We start from the raw sequence: 14,357 nt of genomic DNA on the forward strand, positions 1-14,357 counted from the left end.
AAGGTCAGCGCAGTAGCAGCCGCTCGGACCGGCGGCAAGCCGACGAAAGGCGATATCGCATCGCAATCACGTGAGCTTGGAATATGGCAGCTTCCGTCCGCTTACGAAACCATTGGATGAGGCAAGTGACACAGTGTTCTTTGCGCCTCCGCTTCCTTAAAAGAGGAGATCGGATTTCTGACTGCTATCGGAGCCCATGTCCTCTTTCAGCTTCATCCATGCCGCCGATCTTCATCTTGGCAGTCCCTTTCAGGGGCTGGCCCTGAAGGACGCCGCCGTCGCTGCGGTCTTTGTCGAAGCCAGCCGCAAGGCCTTCTCGACGCTGGTGGGGCTGGCCATCGAAAAGCGTGTCGACTTCTTCGTCATCGCCGGCGATGTCTATGACGGCGATTGGAAGGACAACAAGATCGGCCTGTTCTTCAATCGTGAAATGGCGCGGCTGGAGCGGGCCGGTATCCCGGTCTATCTGCTGCGCGGCAATCATGACGCGGCAAGCGTGATCACGAAGACGATCACTTTGCCGGCCAATGTGCACGAGTTTCCGACCGGCAAGCCCGGCAGCGTCAAGCTGGATGCGTTGCTGGTGGCGCTGCATGGCCAGGGCTTCGCAGAGCGCTCGGCCAATGACAATCTGGCGATCTCCTATCCGCCGCCTGTTGCTGGCTGGTTCAATATCGGCGTTCTCCACACCTCGCTCACCGGCCGCGAGCCGCACGCGCCCTATGCCCCGTGCTCGATCGATGACCTGCGCTCGCGCGGCTACGACTATTGGGCGCTCGGCCATGTGCATGACTATGAAGTCGTGGCCAAAGATCCGCTGGTAGTCTTTCCCGGCAATCTGCAGGGCCGCAACATCCGCGAGCGAGGCGCCAAGGGCGCAGTGCTGGTGACGGTCGAAGACGGCAGCATCGAGTATGAGCGGCTGATCGTCGATGAGGCGCGCTTTGCGCAGGTCGATGTCGACGTTGGTCCCGACGACGATCAGGCGGCGATCCTGCGCCATGTCGAGCAGGCGGTGCAGCTGATAGCCGATGACATGGAAGGACGCATGACGGCGCTACGCGTGCGGCTCTCCGGCATCACGCCGCTGCAAGGCGCCATAGCCGCCAACCGCCAGCAGTGGCGCGACGAGGTCGAAGCCGCATGTCATCGCGTGCACGAGGATATCTGGCTCGAAAAGCTGGAGCTGCGGCTGGAGCCGCCGCCGACCTCCCAAGTGGTGGCCGAGGATGCGCTTGATCTCCAACAATTGCTGGCCGAGAATGCTGGAGATGCCGATATCGCGGCGGAGGCAAACCGTTTGGTCAACGAGATCRCGGTACGCCTTCCAGGCGGATTGGGTGCGACGGCGATGCCGCTGGATGACAGCGTGGAGGCCCTGATCGGGGAGGCGCGGCAGTTGCTGCTGTCGCGCGGGCAGGGGGCAGCCTGACATGCGTTTTGATCGTCTCGACATTCTTCGCTACGGTGCGTTGACCGACCGCACGCTCGATTTTCGGGCCGGCGCCAAGCTGCATGTCATCTTCGGCCCGAACGAGGCGGGGAAGTCTTCCGCACTCAGTGCAACTTCCGATCTGCTCTTCGGATTTCCGACGGCGGCCGAGCAAAGCTTTCTGCATGAACCGGGCGCCTTGCGCATCGGTGCAGATATCAGGTCGCGTGACGGCAGCAAGCTGGCTTTTCGCCGCCGTCGCGGCCGCAAGAGCACGCTTCTTGCACCTGACGATAAGGAAACGCCGCTTGCCGAGGATGTCCTTGCGCCGTTCATCGGCAATTTGAGCCGCGATGTCTTCGAGCGCGCCTTCGGCCTTGATTCACAAAGGCTTCGGCAAGGCGCGACGGCCATGCTGCGCAGCGGTGGCGAGATCGGCAGCCTGTTGTTTTCCGCAGCCTCCGGCCTGACCGGCCTTTCGCGGCTGCGTCAGTCGCTGGAAGCGGAGGCCGATGGCATCTACGCCGCCCGCCGCTCGAAGGATCGTGGCTTCTATCAGGCGCTGGATCGCTATGAAGACGCCCGCAAGGCCGAACGCGATCACGAGCTCAAATCGGGCGATTGGAAGAAGCTGCTGGCGGAAGCAGCCGAAATCGAGGCCGAGCTAACGGGATTGCAGGCGGAGCGTCACGAGACACGCCAGGCCCTCGACCGGCTCAACAAGCTGAAGACCTTGCAGCCCTTGCTCGCGGAAATCGATGCGGAGGGGATGGCGCTCGACCAACTGGCCGACCTTTCCACCATTCCTGAAAGTCTCGCCGACAGGCTCGAACAGAGGCTCCGTGACAAGCAGGTGGCCGAGGAAGACATGCGTCGTGCGCGCCAGACGGTCGCTCGCACCGAGGAGGACTTGGCCCGCATGCAGGTCGATGATGCCTTGCTGCAGATATCGGGCGATATTACCCAGCTCTTTGCGGATACCGGCAACTATCGCAGCCAGCGCCATGATTTGCCGCGTGTCGATCAGGAACTGGCGGGCTACGACGCTGCCCTTGCGCAACTGGCCCGTCGGCTGGGCGTCCCCGATGTCGCAAAGCTCGAAGCGTATCAGCCAAGCGATATCGACTTGGCCCGGCTGTCCGAACTGGTGGAGCAAGGCAGGCAGCTCTCGCGCCAGCTGCAAGGGCTTGCCGAGCAGTCGGAGAACGAACGCTCCCAGCTGGCCAAATTGGAAAGAGACAGCTTTGCCGGACGTCCGTTCGATCCGAGGCCCTATAGCGATCAGCTGGATTCATTGGCTGCAGATCTTGCGAGCCTAGCCCGTCTCGACGCTCTGCAGACGCAGATACGCCGCGTCGAGTCGGACCTTGAGGAAGCGGCCGCGCGACTGCTGCCGCCGGTCGGTGACATCTCTGCGCTCTTCGCGGCACCCTTGCCGGAGCCATCAGAGATCGGCAGCCGCCGCGAGACGATCGATGCTGCCCGAACCAGGGTGCGTGAGACCGCGGAAAAGCTACGCGCCTATGATGATCAACTGACGGAGATCGGGCAGGCTTTGGCGGATGCGGAACGCACAGGCCCGGTCGTCACGCGCGAACAAGTGGCGGCTGCGCGTGAAGAGCGCGACAACAGGTGGTCATCTATCCAGGACATGCTGACGGATGGCCGGTCTCCCAGCGCCAAGGTCATCGCCGCGCTAACGGTTGACATCGGCGACGCGGATCGGCTGGCCGACACCGTTCTGAGCGACGCCGATCGCGTTGCCCGCCACGCAGACTATCGTCTGCGCGAAGCGCGACTGCGGCGGGAGCGTGAGGATCTATCCGGCCGACTGCAACAGCATGAGAGGCTCTTGGCGGAGGCCGAGGCATCCTTTGCGGCGCTGTTCGATCCTTGCGGCATTGCCGCACTGGATCCATCGACCATGTTTGAATGGCGTCGTGGCGTCGAAGGACTGTTGCGCCAGCGCAAGGCTCTGCGTGATCTGCTGGACGAGCGCGACGAGAACGCTCTGGCGGAGGAGCGTGTACTGCCCGCCCTGCAGGATATCGTCGAAGCGACTGGCTACAGAAGCGGGCGTCTTCCACCCGTTGCGATGGCCGAAGGTTTGCGCAAGCACCTGCGTCTTGCAGCGGAGCGCTGGAGCGAAAGCCGAACGCGAGAAGGGGAAATCAGTTCGGCGCGCGACCGCTTGGCACGATTTGAAGAGCAGCATCAGATCCTGGAACGGCGGCATGCCGATTGGCGAGAACTGTTTGTCAAGGCTCTGGTTCCTCTCGATCTGCCTGGGGATGCGACGCTAGAAATGGCGGCCGTCGCCCTGAAGGCATGGGAAGAGCTGCCTGACGCTCTGGCGGAGCGTGACAACAGGTTGCGTCGCGTCAGCGGCATGCGACGTGACATGGCGGATTTCGAGCGGCGGCTCGCGACGCTTGTGGCCATCTCCGGCTACGAACTGGAACACCTGCCGCCGGATGCCGCAGCCGAAGCGCTGCACAGCCGCGCCAATGCCATGCGCGGCGAGTTGAAAAAGCGCGAGGGCCTTGAGGAGGATCGGCAGCGGGCAGAGGGGTTACTCGCCCGTCATGAGGAGGCGCTTACGGCAATAGCGAGCGACCTCGATGAGTTGACCGCCGGCTTGCCAGGCGCCGCGGATCTATCGGCGCTGCTGTCACGTCTGCGGGAGCGTACCCGCCTAAACGCACGTCTGCTGGAAAGCCGCAACCGCTTTCGTCAGCAGGCCGAGGGGCGGGCGGAGGATGAGCTTCGGCGTCAGCTTCATGATTTCGAGCGCATTGCGGCCGATCTCGAAATCGAGCGATTGACCGAAGAAGATCAGCGGCAATTCACACGGCACGGCGAGCTTTCGGCTCGATTGGCGGAAAATCGGCGGCAGCAACAGGCGCTCGAAACCGGTGCCAGTGCCGAATATGCGGTTTTCGAAAAGCTCTCGGCTGAGCAGGAAGCCAAGGACCTCGCGCGGCAATGGGTGGTCCTGAAGCTTGCAGCGCGAATGCTGGCAGGCTCGATGGAATCCTATCGGGAAAAACAGGCAGACCCGGTCATCAAACGCGCTGGCGAATTGTTTTCGCAACTCACCGGAAACCGCTTCTTGCGTCTTGTTGAGGCGCAAGACGAAAGCGACACGTTGCAGCTGCTGGCGGAGCGCGTGGGTGGAGAGCGCGTGCCGCTTGGCGGCTTGAGCGAGGGCACCGGCGACCAGCTCTATCTCGCCCTGCGGCTGGCTTTCCTGGAAGATTACTCCAGCCGCAACGAGCCGGCTCCGCTGATCGTCGACGACATCTTCCAGACATTCGACGACGAGCGGGCAAGCGCTGGCCTGAAGGTGCTGGCAACCACGGCCGAACGCTTCCAGACGATCCTTTTCACGCACGAGATGAGCGTCGTAGAGATCGCTCAGCGCGAAATCGGCGGTGATCTGGACCTGATCAGACTGTGAGCCGAGAAGCCGGTTATCCGGTCCGCTATGACATCGACGGAATGAACAACCGCGTCGGGATCACGATCCTCGGATCTGATTTGTCCCGGCCATAGGCGGGATGAGTGCTTTATCGGCGAAATTCTGCGTCGCGTGTAGGACCGCGCCGGATCGGGGTCGCGCATCCACGCGATGGACGGCAGGGCGAAGTCATCGATAGCTTAAACGGGGTGTCGCCGTTTCTCTCGGAAATAATGCCGATGGCAAGATCAACGGCAGGAACTTCGCGGGCGTTGCCGGGGCCAACATAAATATTCGGTGCCATAGACCGCGCACTAGCGATAATTTGATCGCGAAGTTCTTCGACACTCTGAGACTTCTGCTCAGCGTGAAATCCAAGAACACGCCTTAAACTGACAAGCACTATGCGTTCCGTCTTCAATTCAACTGGAGGATGATTCTCTCATGTCACGAATCGCTTGCGAATCCTTTTTATCAATAAAATTGACGAAAGTTCAAAATAAATCAAATTTAGTGATCAATCGGAATCGGTATGACCTGATTCATTGCCGCTGCGAGGCCGGGAAGCATTACATCACTTCGCCCGTATAGCTCTTGGGAGCCGCCGTCTGTTCGTCCGGTCATGTAATTGCGCGCATCTTCCGGCACATGGTCACGACGGCAAAGTTCCTCGAACAGATGACGCCAGCCGTGATTCGGGGAGAGTTCGGGTCGCTTTTCGAATGGGATTAGGCCGCGAACCCATGTGCTAATGCGGGGTTGAATAAGAACTGCGTCTTTTGTGTCGCCCTAAACAGGCGTCCTAACTTCGCGGCCTTCACGAAATTGAGCAAGCCCTCATCAACAAGAGCCTTGTGAACCGGGATTCGGCGTTCGCTACCGGCAGTCTTCAACGAGCGAGCGCCTACAGTCGTGACCTTCCAAAACCATTGGTCATCTACTTCGAAAAAGTCTCCTTTTCGGAGGTTTCCAGCTTCGCTAACGCGCATACCTGAATAAGCGCAAAGCCAAGGTATCCACCGGAACATCGCTTTTTCTTCTTTCCGGGCCGCAGCCAGGACGAGCTTCGCCTCATCCATGGTGAAAGCGCGGAGATATGAAGGAAGCGTTGTGTAGTCTGGAGCCTTAATACCGTTCAGTGGATTGCCAGCCGGACAGAAGTTTGCAGGGTCGTTCTGACGGCCCCAATTCATAACCGTGCGGACGTTTTGAAGCATCGCTTTCAAAGTGCGGTTGCTGAGTTCGCCTGCGTCCTGCAATGATTCGATCCAACCTTTGCCCTCTGCCGCCGTTACCGTCAGGGAATTCTTACTCTTTCGCCACTCAGCAAAAGCGGCGCAGTGGTCGCAATATTTTTTCGCTGTTCGCGCAGGCAGGGGCTTTGTGTTCTTGCCCCGCGCTCGCCGCTTCACCTCGTTGTCAACGATGGCGTCAAAGGTGATCGGCTCTGGTTCGTCATTATTTACAGGTGCGGCTTCGGCGAGCAGTGGATGAGTCGGCTTGCCAGTGAAGTCGCCTTCATTCCGTTCTTCGTCACGGGTCATAGCCTCAAAGGTCGTCACGCATAGCGCCTGCGCTAAAGCACGCCATTTGTCGGTGCCCATGATCGCATCTGTATTCCCAGCGAGTCGAGCGCGTTCGACACGTTCCCCGACAAGATCATGCAGTTCTTCGTCAGTCAGCTTGCCCGCGAATCCGTCGCGGTAGCGGGCGGCATCGTCCGAATCAACACCCCATCGTGCATAGTTCGGATCTGTTCGCCGAATCTCCGCATCAAAGTCGATCTGACTTTGATAGTCGCGAACCGCGATTTGCTGGACGGTGAGCGGGTGGGGAGCGACCTTCGCTTGCTGCCCGGTTGCGGCTTCATATCTCTGACGAGCGATGCCGATTCGCCGCTGGAGAGCGGCAACCGCTGCTGCATGGTTTCGAAGGGCGGTGCGACGGTCGCCGCCTAACTGGATTTCCAGTTCCGCGCGATTGTCGAGGTATGGCCGAAGTTGCGGAGGGATGACGATGCGGGCTGAATAGCGCCCGTTGCGTTCTTTCCAATGTTGCGGCTTACCAGCCACGTTAAACCCATTTAGTGACGTGATTTGTGACGTCAGTATGGGTAAAAAGCCTTACAGCGCAAGGATTTCTAACGATTTCAATGGGATGGAATGGTGGGCGATGAGAGACTCGAACTCCCGACATCCTCGGTGTAAACGAGGCGCTCTACCAACTGAGCTAATCGCCCTTCTGCGAAGCGGGTCATTGGCCCGCCGCGTTCGGTGGCCGTGATCTATGCGGAACGGGGAGAAACCGCAAGAGTGTTTGTGAAGTTTTTTTGTTTTTTTTGATTTTTGCACATCTCCTGTCTCCGTCATCCATGTGGAACGATCCGGAGGTCGGGCAATAAACCCGATCATATCAGGCGAGGGTGAAATGCGTCCTGCGGGAAGCTGCCATGCCAATTCGCCGGAACGGAAAACTCCAAACGGGATTGTCCAAAACAATTCACGTTCTGTCATCGATTTGTATTCAAACCTGCTTGACACCCAAACACGAACCCCGTAGTTAGCCGCTCATCGAACGGCGAGGGCCGCTTTGATGGGTGCGAAAGCAGCCGGAATACTTGAAATGAAGTGCGGGTGTAGCTCAGTCGGTTAGAGTGCCGGCCTGTCACGCCGGAGGTCGCGGGTTCGAGCCCCGTCACTCGCGCCATTTTCAAGCAAGGTTCCGGATATTGCACTCGGTTGAGAGACCAAACAATGCGCGGGTGTAGCTCAGTCGGTTAGAGTGCCGGCCTGTCACGCCGGAGGTCGCGGGTTCGAGCCCCGTCACTCGCGCCATTCTTCGCAAGCCATTACAATCAAACGCCAATTTATTGCGCTTGCGAAAGAGCGGTTCGGCCGTTGCGCCGATTTGTCGCGATGCCGTCGCAACATATTGATATCTACCGCTCGACAGTACTCCGGACGACAGATTCAAAAGGCTTGCGCCCGCGCGCCGGCTGCGCTAACCACGGCTTTGTTGCAACGCTCTTTCGCTTGCTGGGCATTTGCTCAGATGCGCCGCCTCGGCGCTGATCGCAAGCAGGGATGGACATGATGACTGGACTGCTCAGTTCCTATATTCCGATAGCGATTTTCATTGGTATTGCCTTGGTGATTGGCCTGGCGTTGTTGATCACGCCGTTTGCCGTCGCCTTCAAGGCCCCTGACTCGGAAAAGCTGTCGGCCTATGAATGCGGTTTCAACGCATTCGATGACGCCCGCATGAAGTTCGATATCCGCTTCTACCTGGTATCGATTCTCTTCATCATCTTCGATCTCGAAGTCGCCTTTCTCTTTCCGTGGGCCGTATCCTTCGGCGCGATCGGCTGGTTCGGCTTCTGGTCCATGATGGTGTTTCTCGCGGTGCTGACCATCGGCTTTATTTATGAATGGAAGAAGGGAGCCCTGGAATGGGAGTAGCCCCAAGCAACACGACGCTTGTTGCGCCGCAGCCGAAGGGGATCATCGATCCCGCGACCGGCCGTCCGGTTGGCAGCAACGATCCGTTCTTCGGCGAGATCAACAATGAGCTCGCCGACAAGGGTTTTCTGGTCACCTCCACCGATGAGCTGATCAACTGGGCTCGTACCGGCTCGCTGATGTGGATGACCTTCGGTCTTGCCTGCTGCGCTGTCGAGATGATGCAGGTTTCCATGCCGCGCTACGACGTCGAGCGTTTTGGCTTTGCGCCACGCGCTTCGCCGCGCCAGTCCGACGTCATGATCGTTGCCGGCACGCTGACCAACAAGATGGCGCCTGCGCTCCGCAAGGTCTATGACCAGATGCCCGAGCCGCGTTACGTCATCTCGATGGGCTCCTGCGCCAATGGCGGCGGCTACTATCACTATTCCTATTCTGTCGTGCGCGGATGCGACCGCGTCGTGCCGATCGACATTTATATCCCGGGCTGTCCTCCCACGGCCGAAGCGCTGCTTTACGGCGTGCTTCTGCTGCAGAAGAAGATCCGGCGCACCGGCACGATCGAACGGTAAGGCAGGGGACAAGGTATCATGAGTGAAGCCCTGAACGAGCTCTCCGCCTATCTCACGGAAGTCCGCCGCGCCCTGATTTCGTCGAGCGAGATCAAGTATGGCGAACTGACCGTGACGACGACGACCGAAAACGTAATCGCACTGCTGACCTTCCTGCGTGACGATGCCAAGTGCGGCTTCGTCAACATGACGGACATTTGTGGTGTCGACTGGCCGCAGCGCGCCGAGCGTTTCGACGTTGTCTACCATCTGCTGTCGCCCAAGAAGAATGTCCGCATCCGCGTCAAGGTGCCGGTCGGCGAAGATCAGCCTGTTCCTTCCGCCTGCGGCATCTATCCGGGAGCAGACTGGTTCGAGCGCGAGACCTGGGACATGTACGGTGTTCTCTTCACCGGCCATCCCGATCTGCGCCGCCTGCTGACCGACTACGGTTTCGAAGGCCATCCGCTGCGCAAGGACTTCCCGACGACCGGTTTCGTCGAGGTTCGCTATGACGACGCCGCCAAGCGCGTGGTTTACGAGCCGGTGGAACTGAAGCAGGAATTCCGCAACTTCGACTTCCTGTCGCCGTGGGAGGGCACCGATTACGTGCTCCCGGGTGACGAGAAGGCGAAGGCCTGATTGTTGGCGTGTGGCAGGCCTCGGCCTGCCAATCTCTGAAATTCTGAAAACGCGAGCATCGCCGCCATGACAGAACATAACGTTCGCAACTTCAACATCAATTTCGGCCCGCAGCATCCGGCTGCGCACGGCGTTTTGCGTCTTGTCCTCGAATTGGACGGCGAAATTGTGGAACGTGTCGATCCCCATATCGGCCTGCTGCATCGCGGCACTGAAAAGCTGATCGAGACGAAGACCTATCTTCAGGCCGTTCCTTACTTCGATCGTCTCGACTATGTCGCGCCGATGAACCAGGAACATGCCTATGCGCTGGCGGTCGAGAAGCTGCTGGGCATCGATATCCCGATCCGTGGCCAGCTCATCCGCGTGCTCTATTCGGAAATCGGCCGTATCCTGTCGCATCTTCTGAACGTCACGACGCAGGCCATGGACGTCGGTGCACTGACGCCGCCGCTCTGGGGCTTTGAAGAGCGTGAAAAGCTGATGGTGTTCTATGAGCGCGCCTCCGGCTCGCGCATGCACGCAGCCTATGTCCGTCCGGGCGGCGTTCACCAGGATCTTCCCGAGAAGCTCGTGCAGGACATCGGCGACTGGTGCGATCCCTTCCTGAAGGCGCTCGACGATATCGACGATCTTCTGACCGGCAACCGCATCTTCAAGCAGCGTAACGTCGATATCGGTGTGGTCTCGCTGGAAGACTGTTGGGCCTGGGGCTTCTCCGGCGTCATGGTTCGCGGCTCGGGCGCTGCCTGGGATCTGCGCAAGGCGCAGCCCTACGAATGCTATTCCGATCTCGAGTTCGACATTCCGATCGGTAAGAACGGCGACTGCTACGACCGTTACCTCATCCGCATGATCGAGATGCGCGAGTCCGTCCGCATTATGAAGCAGTGCGTCAATCGCCTGCTCGGCGATGCCAAGACCGGACCGGTTTCTTCGCTCGACGGTAAGGTCGTCCCGCCGAAGCGTGGTGAGATGAAGCGCTCGATGGAAGCGCTGATCCACCATTTCAAGCTCTACACCGAAGGCTATCACGTGCCGGCCGGCGAGGTTTATGCAGCCGTCGAAGCGCCGAAGGGCGAGTTCGGCGTCTATCTCGTCTCCGACGGTTCCAACAAGCCTTACCGCTGCAAGATCCGTGCGCCGGGCTATGCGCATCTGCAGGCCATGGACTTCATGTGCCGCGGCCATCAGCTCGCCGACGTCGCTGCGGTCCTCGGTTCGCTCGATATCGTCTTCGGTGAGGTGGATCGTTGATGCGAGCCTGGCAGGTGATCATTCCGGCGCTTCTGGTCGCAGGCGGTGTCTCCGCACAGCAGGCCGGCAAGACGCAGAGCCTGCCGAGCATCAATCTGCAGGGTTCGAATGCGAAGAGCACGAATCCCACGAAGGGTGCAAATGAGGGTACGCAGAGTAGTGGTTCGACAATGGCGGATCTTCTCTCGCGCGGTTATCAGATCAAGGCCGCCGTGCCGAATGGCGGCAAGTTTGTTGTGTTTATGCAGAAAGACCAGTCGGCCTATGCCTGCGAATTCTCGTCTCTGACGAATACGCGGTGTGGGTCCTTAAACTGAGATAAGGCGTGAAAGATGTCCGTTCGTCGACTAGCCGAAGATCAATTCCAGCCTGCCGCCTTCGCTTTCAATGCGGAGAATACGGTCTGGGCTGAAAAGACGATCAAGAAATACCCCGAGGGCCGTCAGCAGTCAGCGATCATCCCGTTGATGATGCGGGCGCAGGAGCAGGAGGGTTGGGTTACTAGGGCAGCGATCGAAAAGATCGCCGACATGCTGGATATGGCCTATATCCGTGCGCTCGAAGTTGCGACCTTCTACACGCAGTTCCAGCTGAATCCGGTCGGTACGCGTGCACACGTTCAGGTTTGCGGCACCACTCCTTGCATGCTGCGCGGTGCCGAAGGGCTGATCAAGGTCTGCAGGAGCCGGATCCACGATCACGCTTTCGAACGCAACGCCGACGGCACGCTCTCCTGGGAAGAAGTCGAGTGTCAGGGCGCCTGCGTCAACGCACCGATGGTGGTGATCGGCAAGGATACCTATGAGGATCTGACGCCGGCGCGTCTCGAAGAGATCATCGATGCGTTCGCCGCAGGCAATGGCGCAGAAGTCCCGACCGGCCCGCAGATCGATCGTGTGTTCTCCGCTCCGGAAGGCGGCCTTACGTCGCTGCGGTCGGATGAGGCGCAGGCAAAGAGCGTTGCCGCCAAGGCAAAGGCCGCTGCCGAGCAGCCCATCGCCGGCGCCGTGACGGAGAAGGCCGAAGCCGCCAAGAAGCCGTCGCTCGACGACAAGGATCGTCCAGCCGGTATCGAAAGACCCGCGCAGCCGGATGACCTACAGCTGATTTCCGGCGTTGGCCCGAAGATCGAGTCCATCCTGCATGAGCTCGGCATCTTCACCTTTGCACAGGTGGCCAGCTGGCATGAGGCCGAGCGCCATTGGGTCGACGGCTATCTGAATTTCAAGGGCCGGATCGAGCGCGACGAATGGGTCAAGCAGGCTGAGGCACTCGCTAAGGGTGGCGAAGCAGAATATATCAAGGTCTTCGGCAAGAAGCCGCGGTAAGGGGTGAAGCATGTTACAGGATCAGGATCGCATCTTTACCAATATCTACGGCCTCAAGGATAAGTCCCTCAAGGGCGCTATGTCGCGCGGCCATTGGGATGGCACGAAGCAAATCCTCGAAAAGGGTCGTGACTGGATCATCAACGAGATGAAGGCTTCCGGCCTTCGTGGCCGCGGCGGTGCAGGCTTCCCGACCGGTCTCAAGTGGTCCTTCATGCCGAAGGAAAGCGACGGTCGTCCGCACTATCTCGTCGTCAACGCCGACGAGTCCGAGCCAGGCACCTGTAAGGACCGCGACATCATGCGCCACGATCCGCACACGCTGATCGAAGGTTGCGTCATTGCCGGTTTCGCCATGGGCGCTAATGCCGCTTACATCTATGTTCGCGGCGAATACATGCGCGAGCGCGAAGCTCTGCAGGCGGCGATCGACGAATGCTACGATGCCGGATTGCTCGGCAAAAACAACAAGCTCGGCTGGGATTTTGACGTTTACGTTCATCATGGCGCCGGCGCCTACATCTGCGGCGAAGAAACCGCGCTGCTCGAAAGCCTGGAAGGTAAGAAGGGGCAGCCACGCCTGAAGCCGCCGTTCCCGGCCAACATGGGTCTCTACGGCTGCCCGACCACCGTCAACAACGTCGAGTCCATCGCCGTTGCTCCGACGATCCTGCGTCGCGGGGCCGGCTGGTTCTCCTCTTTCGGCCGCCCGAACAATGTCGGCACGAAGCTGTTCATGCTCTCCGGTCACGTCAACCGTCCTTGCACGGTTGAAGAGACGATGGGCATCACCTTCCGCGAGCTGGTCGAAAAGCATGGCGGCGGTATTCGCGGCGGCTGGGACAATCTGCTAGCCGTCATTCCCGGCGGTGCGTCGTGCCCGGTCGTTCCGGCTGCCGATATCATCGACTGCCCGATGGATTTCGACGGCCTGCGCGAAGTCAAGTCGTCTTTCGGTACGGCTGCGGCGATCGTCATGGACAAGTCGACCGACATCATCAAGGCGATTGCCCGCATCTCGGCCTTCTTCAAACATGAGAGCTGCGGTCAGTGCACGCCTTGCCGCGAAGGCACGGGCTGGATGTGGCGCGTTCTTGAGCGCATGGCACGCGGCAACGCGCAGAAGCGCGAAATCGACATGCTGTTCCAGGTGACGAAGCAGATCGAAGGTCATACCATCTGCGCGCTCGGCGACGCCGCCGCATGGCCGGTACAGGGCCTGATCCGCAACTTCCGTCCCGAAATCGAAAAGCGCATCGACCAGTACACCGCCAACGCGACGAGCCGCGGCGCGGTTCTGGAAGCGGCGGAGTAAGGCCAGGTAGGGATATCGTCATGGCGAAGACCTCAGACATCAGGCAGGACGGCGGGGCGGGCGATGATGCATCGGCCGAACTCGCGCGTATCGCTGCCGATATGCTGCGGAATTCGCCAGCCATGACGATTCATCCGCTGATGGCGCATCCGGCAGCGGCGTTTGCCGCTGCGGCGGCTGTCGGTTTCGGCGTTGCGTCCCAGATCGCCGGCGCATTTTTCGGCGCGCTTCAGGGCGCGGCCGAAACGGCGAGTAATCGAGCCGCCGGTCCGGATGAGAACCATGTCGTCGAAGAAAAAGCGGCGGTGGCGAAGAGCGGGGCAGGGGATGTGAAGCCGACAAAGGCTTCGCCCGCTGTCAAGCCCGCGGCAGCTGTCAAGCCTGCGGTATCGAAGCCGGTGCCTGCAAAGCCGAAGCTTCCTGCTGCAAAGATCGCTGTGTCCAAGCCTGCTGTTGCTATCGCGGCGCCTCCTGCAAAGAGCAAGGCGCCCGCGAAGAGCAAGGCTAAGGTCGAAGCGACGGTTGAAGTGGCCGCAAAGCCGGTTCCCGCTCGTGGTCGCAAGCCTGCGGTAAGGGCGGACGACCTGAAGCAGATTTCGGGCATCGGTCCGAAATTGGAGCAGGTGCTGAACGGGCGTGGCATCAAGCGCTTTGCCGATATCGCCGCCTGGAGCGACGCGGATATCGAGCGCGTCGACGCGGAATTCGGTTTCGACGGCCGCATCTGGCGCGACGACTGGGTGGGGCAGGCAAAGGCGTTGCTGGCCAAGGGCCGGAGTTGAGTTTTTCCCTGGCTGTAGCGAACGGCCGGGGAGGGTGAATGAAGGCGATGGAGATGCTGTGGGCAAGCGCCCCATGTGTTTTCATCGCAAAGCTGGTCTTGCGGGGACAAGATGCGGCAAAGCTTATTGTGA

11 protein-coding genes and 3 tRNA genes are annotated in these 14,357 nt (G+C 60.0%); 12 read left to right on the forward strand and 2 right to left on the reverse strand.

What is annotated here, in order from left to right:
* Nucleotides 1-196 precede the first annotated feature (196 nt).
* Together QD461_RS04480 and QD461_RS04485 are read left to right on the forward strand one after the other, a co-directional pair.
* Entirely contained in the window at nucleotides 197-1,432 is a 1,236-nt protein-coding gene (locus tag QD461_RS04480) for a metallophosphoesterase family protein (RefSeq protein ID WP_414086633.1), read from the forward strand.
* Nucleotide 1,433: 1 nt separating this feature from the next.
* Nucleotides 1,434-4,892 (forward strand): AAA family ATPase, encoded by a 3,459-nt coding sequence (locus tag QD461_RS04485; protein WP_414086634.1) that lies wholly within the window; start codon nucleotides 1,434-1,436, stop codon nucleotides 4,890-4,892.
* Between the two features lie 728 nt (nucleotides 4,893-5,620).
* On the opposite strand, the gene QD461_RS04490 is transcribed toward QD461_RS04485, so the two are convergent.
* Nucleotides 5,621-6,964, reverse strand: a complete 1,344-nt coding sequence (locus QD461_RS04490; protein WP_414086635.1) for an integrase — start codon at nucleotides 6,962-6,964, stop codon at nucleotides 5,621-5,623.
* 91 nt (nucleotides 6,965-7,055) lie between these two features.
* Nucleotides 7,056-7,131 (reverse strand) — tRNA-Val (locus QD461_RS04495).
* Nucleotides 7,132-7,521: 390 nt separating this feature from the next.
* Here QD461_RS04495 and QD461_RS04500 point away from each other — a divergent pair.
* From QD461_RS04500 to QD461_RS04545, 10 genes are all read left to right on the forward strand, one after another.
* Nucleotides 7,522-7,598: transfer RNA gene (locus QD461_RS04500), tRNA-Asp, on the forward strand.
* Nucleotides 7,599-7,649: 51 nt separating this feature from the next.
* Nucleotides 7,650-7,726, forward strand: a tRNA-Asp gene (locus QD461_RS04505).
* A 258-nt stretch (nucleotides 7,727-7,984) separates the two neighbouring features.
* Nucleotides 7,985-8,350 (forward strand): NADH-quinone oxidoreductase subunit A, encoded by a 366-nt coding sequence (locus tag QD461_RS04510; protein ID WP_034489570.1) that lies wholly within the window; start codon nucleotides 7,985-7,987, stop codon nucleotides 8,348-8,350.
* Nucleotides 8,341-8,922 carry a NuoB/complex I 20 kDa subunit family protein gene (locus QD461_RS04515; protein ID WP_015339504.1) on the forward strand — a complete coding sequence of 194 codons (582 nt, stop codon included), beginning with the start codon at nucleotides 8,341-8,343 and terminating at the stop codon, nucleotides 8,920-8,922. The genes QD461_RS04510 and QD461_RS04515 overlap by 10 nt, the downstream gene beginning before the upstream one ends.
* 18 nt (nucleotides 8,923-8,940) lie before the next feature.
* Nucleotides 8,941-9,543 carry an NADH-quinone oxidoreductase subunit C gene (locus QD461_RS04520; RefSeq protein WP_414086636.1) on the forward strand — a complete coding sequence of 201 codons (603 nt, stop codon included), beginning with the start codon at nucleotides 8,941-8,943 and terminating at the stop codon, nucleotides 9,541-9,543.
* Between the two features lie 66 nt (nucleotides 9,544-9,609).
* A complete protein-coding gene (locus QD461_RS04525) occupies nucleotides 9,610-10,800 on the forward strand; it encodes an NADH-quinone oxidoreductase subunit D (RefSeq protein WP_047627059.1) in 1,191 nt (396 codons plus the stop codon).
* Nucleotides 10,800-11,117, forward strand: a complete 318-nt coding sequence (locus QD461_RS04530; RefSeq protein ID WP_414086637.1) for a hypothetical protein — start codon at nucleotides 10,800-10,802, stop codon at nucleotides 11,115-11,117. The genes QD461_RS04525 and QD461_RS04530 overlap by 1 nt, the downstream gene beginning before the upstream one ends.
* 15 nt (nucleotides 11,118-11,132) lie before the next feature.
* On the forward strand, nucleotides 11,133-12,128 hold the full coding sequence (gene nuoE, locus QD461_RS04535; protein ID WP_414086638.1) for an NADH-quinone oxidoreductase subunit NuoE: 996 nt from the start codon (nucleotides 11,133-11,135) through the stop codon (nucleotides 12,126-12,128).
* Nucleotides 12,129-12,138: 10 nt separating this feature from the next.
* Entirely contained in the window at nucleotides 12,139-13,443 is a 1,305-nt protein-coding gene (gene nuoF / locus QD461_RS04540; protein WP_184701792.1) for an NADH-quinone oxidoreductase subunit NuoF, read from the forward strand.
* Between the two features lie 20 nt (nucleotides 13,444-13,463).
* The gene (locus QD461_RS04545; protein WP_414086639.1) at nucleotides 13,464-14,225 is read left to right on the forward strand and encodes a 5' DNA nuclease; all 762 of its coding nucleotides are present in this window, start codon (nucleotides 13,464-13,466) and stop codon (nucleotides 14,223-14,225) included.
* Nucleotides 14,226-14,357: the final 132 nt, after the last annotated feature.

The sequence above is a fragment of the Rhizobium sp. BR 314 genome, assembly GCF_047445805.1.
GTDB classification, from domain to species: domain Bacteria; phylum Pseudomonadota; class Alphaproteobacteria; order Rhizobiales; family Rhizobiaceae; genus Rhizobium; species Rhizobium lusitanum_B.

Bases quoted from the DNA above. Each gene is read 5' to 3' on its own strand.
- QD461_RS04485 (WP_414086634.1), top strand. From the start codon at position 1,434: ATGCGTTTTGATCGTCTCGACATTCTTCGCTACGGTGCGTTGACCGAC.
- QD461_RS04510 (WP_034489570.1), top strand. From the start codon at position 7,985: ATGACTGGACTGCTCAGTTCCTATATTCCGATAGCGATTTTCATTGGT.
- QD461_RS04515 (WP_015339504.1), top strand. From the start codon at position 8,341: ATGGGAGTAGCCCCAAGCAACACGACGCTTGTTGCGCCGCAGCCGAAG.
- QD461_RS04520 (WP_414086636.1), top strand. From the start codon at position 8,941: ATGAGTGAAGCCCTGAACGAGCTCTCCGCCTATCTCACGGAAGTCCGC.
- QD461_RS04525 (WP_047627059.1), top strand. From the start codon at position 9,610: ATGACAGAACATAACGTTCGCAACTTCAACATCAATTTCGGCCCGCAG.
- QD461_RS04530 (WP_414086637.1), top strand. From the start codon at position 10,800: ATGCGAGCCTGGCAGGTGATCATTCCGGCGCTTCTGGTCGCAGGCGGT.
- nuoE (WP_414086638.1), top strand. From the start codon at position 11,133: ATGTCCGTTCGTCGACTAGCCGAAGATCAATTCCAGCCTGCCGCCTTC.
- nuoF (WP_184701792.1), top strand. From the start codon at position 12,139: ATGTTACAGGATCAGGATCGCATCTTTACCAATATCTACGGCCTCAAG.
- QD461_RS04545 (WP_414086639.1), top strand. From the start codon at position 13,464: ATGGCGAAGACCTCAGACATCAGGCAGGACGGCGGGGCGGGCGATGAT.